At 55.3% G+C, this 12,541-nt stretch carries 13 protein-coding genes; 2 read left to right on the top strand and 11 right to left on the bottom strand.

The window, feature by feature from the left end:
* Positions 1 to 15: 15 nt before the first annotated feature.
* The 10 genes from KO498_RS14270 to KO498_RS14225 all read right to left on the bottom strand — a co-directional run bounded on the left by KO498_RS14270 (position 16) and on the right by KO498_RS14225 (position 9,347).
* Positions 16 to 588, bottom strand: a complete 573-nt coding sequence (locus KO498_RS14270) for a tetratricopeptide repeat protein (RefSeq protein ID WP_215960604.1) — start codon at positions 586 to 588, stop codon at positions 16 to 18.
* A gap of 8 nt (positions 589 to 596) precedes the next feature.
* On the bottom strand, positions 597 to 1,562 hold the full coding sequence (locus KO498_RS14265; RefSeq protein WP_215960603.1) for a type II secretion system F family protein: 966 nt from the start codon (positions 1,560 to 1,562) through the stop codon (positions 597 to 599).
* Between the two features lie 22 nt (positions 1,563 to 1,584).
* Complete coding sequence (locus KO498_RS14260; protein ID WP_215960602.1) at positions 1,585 to 2,553, bottom strand: type II secretion system F family protein; 969 nt, start codon at positions 2,551 to 2,553, stop codon at positions 1,585 to 1,587.
* A 5-nt stretch (positions 2,554 to 2,558) separates the two neighbouring features.
* Positions 2,559 to 4,022, bottom strand: a complete 1,464-nt coding sequence (locus KO498_RS14255; protein ID WP_215960601.1) for a CpaF family protein — start codon at positions 4,020 to 4,022, stop codon at positions 2,559 to 2,561.
* A 12-nt stretch (positions 4,023 to 4,034) separates the two neighbouring features.
* Positions 4,035 to 5,294 carry an AAA family ATPase gene (locus tag KO498_RS14250; protein ID WP_215960600.1) on the bottom strand — a complete coding sequence of 420 codons (1,260 nt, stop codon included), beginning with the start codon at positions 5,292 to 5,294 and terminating at the stop codon, positions 4,035 to 4,037.
* Between the two features lie 222 nt (positions 5,295 to 5,516).
* Positions 5,517 to 6,188, bottom strand: coding sequence for an OmpA family protein (locus KO498_RS14245; RefSeq protein ID WP_215960599.1), 672 nt, complete (start codon positions 6,186 to 6,188; stop codon positions 5,517 to 5,519).
* A 16-nt stretch (positions 6,189 to 6,204) separates the two neighbouring features.
* Positions 6,205 to 7,632, bottom strand: coding sequence for a type II and III secretion system protein family protein (locus tag KO498_RS14240; protein ID WP_215960598.1), 1,428 nt, complete (start codon positions 7,630 to 7,632; stop codon positions 6,205 to 6,207).
* A gap of 219 nt (positions 7,633 to 7,851) precedes the next feature.
* A complete protein-coding gene (gene cpaB, locus KO498_RS14235; RefSeq protein ID WP_215960597.1) occupies positions 7,852 to 8,688 on the bottom strand; it encodes a Flp pilus assembly protein CpaB in 837 nt (278 codons plus the stop codon).
* 186 nt (positions 8,689 to 8,874) lie between these two features.
* Positions 8,875 to 9,060, bottom strand: coding sequence for a Flp family type IVb pilin (locus tag KO498_RS14230; RefSeq protein WP_215960596.1), 186 nt, complete (start codon positions 9,058 to 9,060; stop codon positions 8,875 to 8,877).
* Between the two features lie 98 nt (positions 9,061 to 9,158).
* Positions 9,159 to 9,347: a Flp family type IVb pilin gene (locus KO498_RS14225; RefSeq protein ID WP_215960595.1), complete on the bottom strand. Its 189-nt coding sequence runs from the start codon at positions 9,345 to 9,347 to the stop codon at positions 9,159 to 9,161.
* A 358-nt stretch (positions 9,348 to 9,705) separates the two neighbouring features.
* Between KO498_RS14225 and KO498_RS14220 the strand changes: the two genes are divergently transcribed.
* Entirely contained in the window at positions 9,706 to 10,572 is an 867-nt protein-coding gene (locus tag KO498_RS14220; protein WP_215960594.1) for a lytic transglycosylase domain-containing protein, read from the top strand.
* 2 nt (positions 10,573 to 10,574) lie between these two features.
* Positions 10,575 to 11,798 carry a UbiA family prenyltransferase gene (locus KO498_RS14215; RefSeq protein ID WP_215960593.1) on the top strand — a complete coding sequence of 408 codons (1,224 nt, stop codon included), beginning with the start codon at positions 10,575 to 10,577 and terminating at the stop codon, positions 11,796 to 11,798.
* A gap of 5 nt (positions 11,799 to 11,803) precedes the next feature.
* Here KO498_RS14215 and KO498_RS14210 read toward each other — a convergent pair whose 3' ends face one another.
* On the bottom strand, positions 11,804 to 12,541 hold the full coding sequence (locus tag KO498_RS14210) for an SDR family NAD(P)-dependent oxidoreductase (RefSeq protein WP_215960592.1): 738 nt from the start codon (positions 12,539 to 12,541) through the stop codon (positions 11,804 to 11,806).

Raw genomic sequence — 12,541 nt, 5'->3', positions numbered from 1 at the left:
CTGCCTCAGCCTCTTTTATGGTATCGATCTTATTAGGAAGTCGCTGCTTCCGCGCCGTACCAATTTGTATTCTTGTTCTTCTGCCTCGTCATTATAACTCGAAAAGTCATTTTTTGCGAGTGCTAAGCGAAGATTATCGCGAATTGGGTCACTTTGGCCATTATCAAGTGCATAGGCGCGGCGAAAAACCTGTGCGGCTTCGGCATATTCGCCACGCTCCATGAGCAAAACTCCTAGATTGTTCCATGTTTCGGGCACGGCTTCATCGGAGGTTATGGCTTTGCGCAGGTAGTTTTCGGCTTGCCCTAGGCGGCCAAGGCCGAGGTTGACGGTTCCGAGTGCGCTGAGAACGTCGACTGTGAGGCCATGCTCGCCTGCCGCCCGAGTGAAATGTGATAGGGCCAGCTCATACTCGCCCGCCTCCATAAGCCGGTGTCCGACAAGCAAACCGTCGACGGCCTTGCCGTTCTTCTTTGCCCCCGGCGCAAACGGGCTGTCTTTTGACGTGCCAAGGCCGCCTGTCGAGCAAGCGGCCAAAGCGAGTGTCAAAGTGGTTGCCAGATACAGCCCAAACCGGCGGAGTTGCATAGAGTGCCTTACATATTGCCCAACTGCGTGATGCCGTGAACCGAAGGCCCGACCAGAATGATCAGGAGCGGAGGCACCGTCAGCATCATTGTGGCAAGTGTCATCTTGGTTGGCAACTTGTTCGCGGCTTCTTCAGCGCGCATCACACGTTTGTCACGCATTTCGGCAGAATAGACACGCAAAGCATCCGAGATCGGCGTACCGAAGCTTTGTGACTGGTTGAGAACGGTCACGAAACTCGAAATATCTTGCGAGCCGCACCGTTCGCCCATGTCGTTGAGCACGGTTGTCTTGTCTTTACCGGCCTTCATCTCGTTGGCGACGATGTCAAATTCGTCGGCGAGATCAGCGCAAGAGGGGCGCACTTCGGCAGCAACCCGCAGGATCGCTTGTTCCATTGACTGACCTGCTTCAACGCAAACCAGCAGCATGTCGAGGCTGTCGGGAAAGCCGTTTGTGATGTTTTCAGCGCGAGTCTGCATGCGTTTTGTCACCCAGTATTTGGGGAACATATAACCAACGGCACCCGGGCCGATGATGTAGAGAATGGTTTGCTGCATGGTGGTCTGATCGTCTTGCACGAAAGTGATGAAGTAGATCACCCCGAGCAAAAGCATACCAATTCCAAGCGCGAACTGGGCAAAGTGGAAGTAGCGCACGGCGTCTTTGCCGCGGTAGCCCGCTTGCATAAGCTTGAGCTTCATGCCGGCAAGTTCTTGGTCGTCCTGTGGCTCAAGGTAGTTTGCGAACTTCTCAAGCTTTTCATTGCGCTGGGAAGCGCGCAGCTTTTGCTTAACTTCGCTGGTGTTCTTGGGCATGCGCGTGTCGTGCTTGAGGCGTTCAAGCGGGTCACGTTTTTGTGCGACCATCAGCGAGACGGCGACAGCAACCAGCACGATGCCCAGAAGGCCAACCGCAATCAGCGGGCCAAAGGGGCCAAGGAAGCCAGTGAGCGTTTCGTTAATCCCGTCCATGAGATTGATCCTTTGTTACCGGTTACACTTTGATGTCGGTTAGGACACGCATAACGAAGAGGTTGAGGGTAAGCATGACCCCGACGAAGATACAGGCGGGGATGAAGTATGGGTGATCCATAACAACATCGTAGTAGTGCGGGTCGAGCACGTTGATCACGATCAGCGCCACCACCGGGAAGGCCGACAGGAACTTGCCTGACCATTGTGCTTCCGCGGTGATCGCTTTCACACGGCGGAAGAGGCGGAAGCGGGCGCGAATAACCTTGGCCAAACCATCAAGAATTTCGGCGAGGTTACCACCTGAGACTTGCTGGATCGTCACCGCAACCGCGAGGAAGCGCAGATCTTGCAGGCCGATGCGCTCGGCCATATCCTTAAGCGCTTCGCCCACGTCACGACCATAGGCGCTTTCATCGGCGATGATGCCGAACTCGCTGGCTAGCGGATCTTTGATCTCTTTTGACACGATCTGAACAGCACTGGCAAAGGGGTGCCCAACACGCAGGCTTCGCACCATCAGCTCAACCGCGTCAGGCAATTGCTCTTCGATCATCGAGATGCGCTTTTTGGCTTTCGAGTTCACCCAGAAGAACACACCGCCAATGCCCATAGCCGGTGCAAGAGCAATGCGAATTGGCAAGTCGGTATCGGTTCCTACCGTGAGGCCGAGAAAGGCGACAACCGAAACAATACCCATGATCCCGATCAGTTGACCGGGGGTGAAAGCGAGGGCCGCGCGCTGGGCTTTTTCGGCCAGAAGCGAGTAGAGCGGAATGCCCATCGAGCCTTTGTGCTGGTTCATTTCCTTGCGGAGTTTGTCCATCACATCGGCGCGTTTGTTGCCTTTCTCGATCATGTCGAGGCGGCGGTTGACCCTGCTGTTCAGCGAGATCGACTTGCCGAAGGCAACAAGGTAAAGGCCCTCGACGAGCACCAGCACGCCGATAAAGATCAGGCCATAAATGAGAGGTTCTGCGCTGATTGCCATGGGGCTTACTCCGCTGCGACAGGTTCAAAGAGGGATGCGGGCAGATCATAGCCCCAGAGACGGAAGCGCTCGGAGAAGTGCGAGCGAACGCCTGTGGCTGTGAAGTGACCGATGATTTTGTTGTCAGGTGTCAGGCCGACACGCTGGAAACGGAAGATCTCCTGCATCGAAATAACGTCACCTTCCATACCGGTGATTTCGGTGATCGAAGTCATCCGGCGTGAACCGTCTTGCAAACGGCTGGCTTGCACGAGCAAGTTCACGGCTGAAGAAACCTGTGAGCGCACGGCTTTGAGCGGCATTTCGATGCCGGCCATAGCGATCATGTTTTCAAGACGTGAAATACCATCGCGCGGGTTGTTGGCGTGAATTGTTGTCATCGAGCCGTCGTGACCGGTGTTCATCGCCTGGAGCATGTCGATAACTTCCTCGCCGCGGGTTTCACCCACGATGATGCGGTCAGGGCGCATACGCAGTGCGTTTTTCAGACAGTCGCGCGGGGAAACTTCACCTTTGCCCTCAACGTTAGGAGGGCGGCTTTCCATCCGGCCAACGTGTGTCTGCTGGAGCTGGAGTTCGGCGGTGTCTTCGATCGTCAGGATGCGCTCGGCGTCATCAATGAAGCTCGACAAGGCGTTGAGCGTTGTGGTTTTACCCGAGCCGGTACCGCCAGAAACGATGATGTTGAGGCGCGTCGACACAGCGGCCTGAAGGTAGGCGGCCATCTCTTCAGAGAAGGCGCCGAACTCGACAAGATCGTCGATGCCGAGTTTGTCTTTTTTGAACTTACGAATGGAAACGAGGCTTCCGTCAACCGCGATCGGCGGCACCATTGCGTTGAAACGCGAGCCGTCTTGCAAGCGCGCATCGACATAGGGGTTACTTTCGTCGACGCGACGGCCAACAGCAGAAACGATTTTGTCGATGATCCGCATCAGGTGCTTTTCATCTTTGAAAGTGATGTCGGTGAGCTGAAGCTTACCGTTGCGTTCCACAAATATCTGACGCGGACCGTTAACGAGAATATCGTTGACGGTTTCGTCTTGCAAAAGCGTCTCGAGCGGGCCGAGGCCCTTCACTTCATCAAACAGCTCTTTGCACAGCGTCGTGCGGTCTTCGCGGTTAAGAACAACGTTCTTTTGCGCCAGAACCTCATCGGTGATGGCGTTGATTTCACCACGCAAATCGTTCTCTGACGCGGTTTCAAGTGCGGCCAGGTTGAGGTTGTCGAGCAGCTCGCGGTGGAGCTCAAGTTTGAGTTCACCAATACGGTCGCGGCGTTTCGTTTCGCGGTCAGCGGCAACGGGCACGGCTGCAGAAGGCTCTATAACTTTGCGCATGCTGACGGCCTTTTTCGGCGCAGGGGCGGGTGCGGCCTCTGGGGCTTTGGCGTTTGCTGTCGGAAGCTCGGTGACATTCGCGCTGGCGCCCTTAGGAGTGGCCCCATCTTTTTTGTAACGTGAAAACATCAGGTCTCTCCCTTAAGCCGCTTGAGCGTCGGACTGGCCGAGCGCATGCAGTTCGGCCGCGAGTTTGGCGATCTCTTTACGGAGCGGGTTTTTGCTTGCCGAACTGGCAAGCGGCAAACCGTGATCCGCACCTTGGGTAACAGGCTTACCACCGTCGGGCAGCTGCACTTCGATCTTGATATCAAGGCTCTCTGCCAAGCGCTTAACGCGGGCCTTGCCATTGAGATCAGTGAACTTCGGCGCGCGGTTCAGCACGTAGCGCAGCTTCTCGAGCGGCATATCTTCGGCCAACAACGCACGCTTGAGGCGCAGGGTGTTTTGGGCTGATCGCATGTCAAGCTCGACAGGGGCGAAGTAGACATGCGCCTGACGCAAAACTGGCTCGGTCCACTGGACAAGCGTTTTGGGCATGTCGACGATCACGTAGTCAAACTGGGTGCGCGCAATGGTGAGCACGCGGTTCACGTCATCCGATGTGATCAGATCCAGCGGGATCAGTTCGCTTGGCGCGGTGAAAACGCTGAGTTGATCTTCATAGCCAACCATAGCGTGCATAAACATATCGGCGTCCATCGCCTCGGTGTCTGACCAAAGCTCGAAGATCGGCTCAAGGCGCGGCAGGTCGAGGTATGTCGCAACAGACCCGAACTGCAAGTCAAGGTCGATCAGACAGACTTTCGGCGGGTTTTTCTTATCAATCGTGGCCAGTTCCCAAGCGAGGTTAACCGCCATCGTGGTTGCACCTGTGCCGCCAGCAAGACCGTGAACAGCCAACAAGACACCGTCTTTTGTGCCCGGGCTGGCGACTGCAGGAGCAGGGGCGGCTGCGGGTTGTTCAATCTGCGGCGTCGCAACTGGCTCGGGTGCGGTGTGCAGGCGCTCGATCGCAGCATGCAGCTCACCCTCGGGGAGCGGGTAGGGGACAAATTCGTCAGCGCCATCACGCAGCAGCTGGTGCAGCGAGGCAGGTGTGACATCGTCGGCGATCAGGATAACTTTGATGTCCCGAGCCTTGGCTGTTTCGATGATGCTACTCAGAAGTGCAAGCTTGTCTTCATCCTCGGCGTCAATTGCCAGGGCTATGAACTCAAGCTCGTCGGCTTCCGGTTGATCGAAGAACGCTCGCACTTCGTCAAAACCAAGGTCGCCCCAGGCTTCGCCCAGTGCGGCTTCCATGTCTTCGATGAGCAAGTCGAATTCCTGCACGTCTCGGCTTACGGTGCACGCTTTCAGCGCGGGGAGGCCGGATTGTTGAATGTCTGCCGTCGTCATTGCCTATTCCTCAAATCAAGGGTGTTCAGAGTGCGGACCGTTTCTCGGCCTCTATCTAAAACCCACGCGCTCAAAGCCTGAACGCACTACTAGTTTTGAAGAATGTCGGTGAAGACTGGGGCAGAAATAGGGCTAAAAAGCTCCCTTTCTGCGGTATTTGTTCCTGTCAGGAACCAATAAAAAAGGCGCCGTAGCGCCTTTTTCTTGCATATTTTCGCAGGTTTACTGCTCTGTCGAGAACTCGGCGCCGGATATGCCGGTGAGTCCTGTTTTGGCTTGGGCGCTTTCAACATAGTCACGATAGATGATCTGCGCATACTTGCCGTCAAGCACTGTCGGATGACGCTGCGAAAAGCCAGAAACTTCGGTGACAGCGCGGCGGTTGCGACGTTCGCGACCGGCAGCTGCAACCAGCGGCTGGGTTTCGCCAAGTGAAGAGACTGCCTGAAGACGACTGCGGCTGATGCCCTGTGTCGTCAGGAAAGAGACAACAGCTTTTGCACGGCGCAAGCCAAGACGTTTGTTGTAGGCGTTTGAGCCCGGAGCATCAGCATGACCAAAGACCCTAAAGGTGATCTCGGGGAACTGTTTGATCCAGTTGGCTTGCTCACGAAGTGCGTCACGTGCGCCAGCGTCGAGTGTGGCGCTGTTAAACCCGAAATGCACGGTTGTGATCACGTCTGCGGCAAATCTGTTCGCCAGATCAATGGCATAAGACTTTTGGCCCGACATGATCATGGTGTTGTTCATGGTCGCATTGCCAAAGTCGTTGCCACGCAGTAGTTGGCCGGATTCGCCCTGGAACTGTTCCATTGCCGGGCTGTTGGCGCATCCCGACAGGGCAAGGCCTGCCGCCAATGCGATTGCGCTTGTTTTGGTGATACGTTTTTTCATGTGCCCCAACATCGCTTTACTCCATCACGTAGCCGTAAGAGCCGTTGAAGTCTTGCTTGGCGACTTCTCCGACAACACCTGTTTGCACTTGCTGGCCAGTATTGGCCACGCGACCCTTCAGGAACAGGTCTTTTTCACTTGGTGGGCGAACACGGTCGGTTGGAAGCACGTAGGCCTCGCCGCGTGTCGGCGTTACAAGGTGAGCAGTGATAATGATCACGAGCTCTGATTGTTGACGAGCGTAATCTGCGCTGCGGAACAATGCGCCGAGGACTGGAACGTCGCCCAACCAAGGCACCTGACCGGCTGTATCGCGGAAGTCGTCTTGCAAGAGACCGGCAATCGCAAAGCTTTCACCGTCGCGCATTTCAACTGTGGTTGATGTTTCACGCTTTTTGAACGCGGCAATGGTGAAGTTGTTGAAGGTTGTGCCGTTCGCCGGATCAAGCGATGAAACAGCTGCGCCGATTTCAAGGTTGATCAAGTCACCGTCGACAACACGCGGGATGAAGTTAAGCTCAACACCGAATGGCTTATACTGAACTGTCACTGAGCCGCCGTCTTGCGCCACAGGAACCGGATATTCGCCGCCCGCAAGGAACTTGGCCTCCTGGCCCGATAGGGCAGTGAGGTTCGGTTCGGCAAGAGTGCGAACAATGCCTTTTGTTTCAAGGGCTTCTAGCAGAACGCCGACTTCGACCGAGCCTGCATTAAAGCCAAACATCATCGCACCGTTTTGCTCGGATGATGCGGGCACGGAACCACCAAGGCCAGTTGTGATGGCCCCTGAGTTGTTCATGGTGTTGCTGCCGCCGTTGATGCCAAGGTTGCCACCGAGGGCGCTGCCGTTAAGCGCCAGTGAAGCGCTTAGTGACTTGGACACAGTGCGTTGCATCTCAGCGAAACGCACTTTTAGCATGACCTGCTGGATACCACCTACGACCATCAGGTTCGAAACCCGCTCGGGCGCGTAGCGCTCGGCCAGATCAAGCGCGCGTTGAAGGCGCGAAGCAGATGAAATGGTGCCCGACAGCACGATACCGTCATTCGCGGTGCGCACTTCGATTTTCTCGCCGGGCAAGATCTGCCGCAACCGTTCCTTGAACTCGCTCACATCCGCGGCGACGCGAACGTCAACGTTGGTGATCAAGCGCCCGTTGGCGTCAAGGATCGTCATTGTTGTCAGGCCAGGGGCCTTGCCGAGAACGTAGATCGTTCTGTCGGACAGTGACGAAATGTCGGCGATTGCCGGGTTTGCGATCGACAGCTCTGCAAAGGGCTGATCGCTTTCAACCACAACCGCACGGTTCATCGGCACGTTTAACGTGCTTGCCGTGCCGCGCTTAACAACGCGGATCGACTCGGCGATTGTGACGCTCGGGATTGATGTAAGTGTTAAAGCGATGCCTGCAGCGATTGCTTTTAGTGTGTTGCTCAATGTCATGGTGACCTGCCTCTCCGATCACGTGGGTATTATGCGGGGTTTTCCCCATTATTATTGTGACCATGCTTCATTTTGTTTTTTATTGCAAGAATCAGTAACTTCGCTTGCATTGTTTATGTGGGCGATGAGCAACAGACGGGTCTGAAGCCCTTGAAATCGCAACAAGGCGCAGCTTTCGCCGCGCCTCATTATGTCGTGAAGAATACAAACTACACTACCTTAGTTTGTGCAGGGGATCTCGATTTCGACCACTTCCGCGCCGCGTCGGGTGCGGATCGTGCAGATCTCTGCTTCAACCTCAGCTTGTGGGGCTTCGACAGCCGCGAGGCCCAAGAGTGAACGCTGATCGACTTCGACTGACTCGCTGCTTTCTTCGTCACCCGAGCCAACGAGGGCCAGCGCGAGCTTGCCAGTTGACTGGGCTTGCTGAAGGTTCGCAGCCTGCTGTGCGGACACAGCTACGGTGACAGTTTTTGCGATGCCGGAAGATTTGACCTCTTCGTTGGCTGACTGGTCAATCGCGATGAGTGGCAGGCTGGTTTGAAGCAGCTTGGTGACTTCACCGTTGTCGGTGCGCACTGTCCAGTAGACATCAACGCGGTGGCCGGGGCGCAAGAAGCCGGAGACACCTGATGAAACGTCGACCTTAATAGTAAAGGCGCGCTCTTGGGGTTTGAGCAGGGCTGTCAAGCCGGCAGGTTCACCCGCTTTGGTTAGCTTGGTTTCCAAGATCGCTTCGCCTGGCTCGATTGAGCGCAAAACGGCACGCGGCTTGTCAAAACCCTGTGGGAAGAGCTTTTCAGGCTCAACGTAAGCGCCCTCAGGCACTGAGTTGACGGGCCACATAACCAAACGCACGTCATCTTTGGTGAGCTCGTCACCGTAGATAACGGCCTTCTTGGTTACGAAAATTTTGATGGTGTCGACTGAACCACTGTTTGCTTTGGCTTGCTCAAGACGGCTTTGATAGTCGTCGATGTAGCCTTTTGCCATAAAGACGGCGAGGCCCGCTAGGCCAACCCCGGCAATTAGCACTAATCCAAATACTGCTCGCATTGTTGCATCCTCAAACTTTTATTATGGGTGAGGGAATAGCCCGCCACGCCTTGCGAGAAACATGGCATGAAAATATGGCAGCTTCATGGTGGTGCTATGGTGTTTTAAGGGTTTCACACCTCTGAATGCAAAGAAACCGCTGAGTGTTACAGCGGTTCCAAGACGTTCCGTAGTGTGGGTAGATGATCAGAAGTTACCGACTTCAACCGAACTCATGTATTCTTCGGTGCCATCTGCGAGATCAGTCGTGCCTTCTTTCATCGCGCCGTATCCGGCAGCCATAAGGCCGACAACTGCGGCAGACAGAACAACCCAGTCAACAGTAACAGCGCCGTCATCTTGTTTGAAGAACCGTTTGATAGTGTGCAGCATTACTTGGCCTTCCTTGGAAAACATGTCTTGGACATATGCGTTCTGGTAAACGCGAAAATGCCGCACCGCCCGTAAGGCGATGCGGCGGTCAACTCAACTTAGTTGAATGAACCTGGGTCTTGGCTACCCATGAAGTCGTTTGTGCGTGAAGTAAGGTCTTCTGCACCGGTTTGGATTGACGAGTATGCAGCTACTGCAAGGCCAACAACCGCGGCTGTAAGAACAACCCAGTCAACTGTTACGGCGCCGTCTTCGTCTTTACGGAAGTTTTTGATAAATTTCATCATGGTAGGTCCCTCCAAAGGATCTTTAAGTGTTTACAAAACCGAGCCGGTGGTTGAGTGGGCCGCTCTCTCTGTGACCCATCGTCGACTTGGTATGAACATATATAGCCCTCGGAATTGGGCGAGAATTGGGCGCGATTTGAGCATTTTTTGAGTATTTCCAAGAAGAGTGACATAACGGTGTTATCCAGTTGAAAATAAATAAAAATCTTTTTTGAATTTTTTCTTTTTTGCCTTTTCGGCGTAGAAAACGAGCCAAAATCGCATCAAATGTGGCACAAATTCAGGCTTTCGCTAGCGCTTTGGCGCGGATTCTGCGATATATTCAGAATAACCGAGGCAGAGCAGAACGCAGGAAAACATGCGGCGCCTATTAAAATACTCACTGGTGGCACTGATAAGTGCTGTTCCGGCGGCTGCAGACGAACCTGCGCCGTTTCGCTCGTTCACGTTCAAAAGCGTGAAACCCCCGAGCTCGGGCAGTAAGAAGAAGCGCATTACCATTCAGATCACACCTGAAGACCTCGAGCGGCAGCGCGGCAAGAGCTCGACTCTAGGTGCACCAACTGCGCCCAAAGTGGCGAAACCGGCCGAGAGCGGAGCAAAGCCCGCAAAAAGTGCAGCGCATTATGCATGGTTCTGGGATAAAGTCTCACCGAAGATCGCGGAGAGCGGGCCGGGGCGGCTGCGGCCAGCCCTCATTTTGCTTGATAACGGCCCTGGCGGTAAGAACGTTACCTCGCCACGCTTGCAAGTGATGCAGGAAATTGCTGCCAAGCACGGGGCTGACATTTTGCGTGAAACGATCGGCACCAATGTTTCTCCAGCCCTGGTGCTGGCAGTCATCGCGATTGAAAGCGGCGGGCGCGTTGATGCTGTGAGCAAGGCCGGTGCCCAAGGGCTGATGCAGCTTATGCCGCCAGCGGCCAAGCGCTTTGGAGTTGAAGACCGGTTGAAGCCTTCGCAGAATATCAAAGGTGGCGTTGCCTACCTGAACGTCTTGATGAAGCAATGGGGCAATGACCCCATCCTGACGCTGGCCAGCTATAATGCTGGTGAGAACGCTGTGAAGAAACACGGCGGTGTTCCTGACTATGCAGAAACTCGGGATTATGTGCCCAAGGTGCTTGCCGCGTTCAAAACCGCGCGTGGCCTGTGCCTGACACCGCCCGAGCTTGCCTCGGACGGCTGCGTCTTTAATGTGAAACTTGCAAAAGCTGAGAAGTGAACATGTCAAAGGTTACGGTTTTCGCGTTGAAAGACGGCTTGCTGCGCACAAGCCCCCGGCTAGAATATTTTTGGGCGGCGTTTGGTCAAGCACCTGTTGCAACTCTGGGATCGCTGATTAGTGGCAAGCGGGTTGAAGGTGTTGAGTTGCGCGCCGACTTGTTGCCAGTCGATAGCGAAATGCTCGCACGGATGAACAAGGCCAAGGCAGCAGGCGACAGTGTTGCGCTAGCTGAAGAGAACGAGCCTAAGTTGGCGCATGCTTTGGCTGCGCAATACGGTGTTGATGTTGTCAGTGAAACCAGCGGGCCGCTGCAAATGCGCGATTCTGGCTGGCAGGTTAAGAGCCTGCTCAAGGCGATCCGCCCGCATCAGTGGGTTAAGAATATCCTGCTGTTGTTGCCTTTGCTGGCTGCGCACCGCTTTGATGGCGGCTCTCTGATGATGGCGCTGTTGGGCATGGTGGCTTTCTCGGCGGCGGCTTCAAGTATTTATGTGGTCAATGACTTGCTTGATCTGGAAGCTGACAGGCTGCACCCGAAGAAATGCAAGCGCCCCTTTGCCTGCGGCACGGTGCCTTTGAGTGTGGGAATGTTGACAGGTTTGTTGCTGGTTTGCATTGCACTTGGTGTTGGCGCTTATCTCGGGCCGAAGTTTCTGGCGGTGACAGTATTATATGTGTTTGTCTCGGTCGCCTACTCGATGCGCCTCAAGCGGATGCGTTGGGTCGACATATTTATGCTCGGCTCGCTTTATACTGTGCGCGTGGTTGCTGGTGCGGCGGCGGCGCAGGTCGAAGTCTCCGGCGCGATGCTGTTTTTCATCTTTCCGGTGTTTCTGACGCTCGGTGCAGTCAAGCGGCTGACCGAACTGACCTTGGCGAAGACTGATGATCACTTGCCGGGGCGGGGATACGGAAGGCTTGACCGAGGAAAGCTTTTGAACTTCGCGATTGTCAGCATGATCGCGGCTTTGGTGGTGTTTTATTTTTACACTCTAAGTGCGCAGGCCGTGGCGCTTTATCCTGATCGCTGGTTCCTGTGGTTTGCAATGGTTCCGCTTGCCGCGTGGCTCTGGCGCATGGTGCGCCTTGGTTACTACGGCAAGCAAGACTATGACCCGATCGTTTTTGCCCTGCGCGACAAACGCGGCCTCGGGCTGATTATGATCACCCTGTCGCTGATGTTTTACGCGGCTGGGCTTTGGGCAAAGTGGCTTGGGTTTTAGGGCGGCTAGATCGACATCTTCTTGAAGATCGGCTCGGGGATGTTGCGGATGACCATCATCACCAACCACCAGATACCCGCTGTGTAGACAACATTGCGCTTTTTGCGCAGGCCTTTGAAGATGTCGTTGGAGACGCCTTCAGGGGTTGTCATAAACGGTTGTTTGCCGAGGCCCCATGTCATTGCAGTGTCGACCGGGCCGGGTTTGACGGTCATCACATGAACACCCTCGCGGCCCATGCGGTTGCGCAGGCCCGAGAGGTAAGTCGCGAAGCCGGCTTTGGCGGCGCCGTAGACGTAATTGCCAAGGCGGCCACGGTCGCCTGCGACAGACCCGACACCCACAATAGTGCCGCTGCCGCGCTCTTCCATTAATGGCGCGAGCAGTTGCAAGAACCGCGCCGGGCCAGTGAAGCTGTCGGCGATCACGCCGTCGATGAGGCTTGGGTCGGCGTCGATTTCTGATTGATCGGGCATAGAGCCAATGAACATTGCGCAAGAGAGCGTGCCGTCAACAAGGCCGGCTTTGCTGATGATCGGGGTGAAGCTCTTGGCATCACGCGCGTCGATCATAAAGCTTTCGCAATGGGCTGCGCCGCGCGCCAGGCAATCGGCTGACAGGCGAGCAAGGTCGTCCTTGTCACGGCCGGTGAGGATGAGCGCGTGGCCCTCTTCAGCCAAGCGGCGGGTAAAGTTGCGCGCCATTGACGAACTCGCGCCCAGGATGATCCATGTTTCACTCAT

It is taken from the genome of Lentibacter algarum (assembly GCF_018860975.1).
GTDB classification, from domain to species: Bacteria; Pseudomonadota; Alphaproteobacteria; order Rhodobacterales; family Rhodobacteraceae; genus Lentibacter; species Lentibacter algarum_A.
The sequence above is the reverse complement of the archived record's forward strand: the minus strand, read 5'-3'. Positions and strand labels throughout refer to the sequence as shown.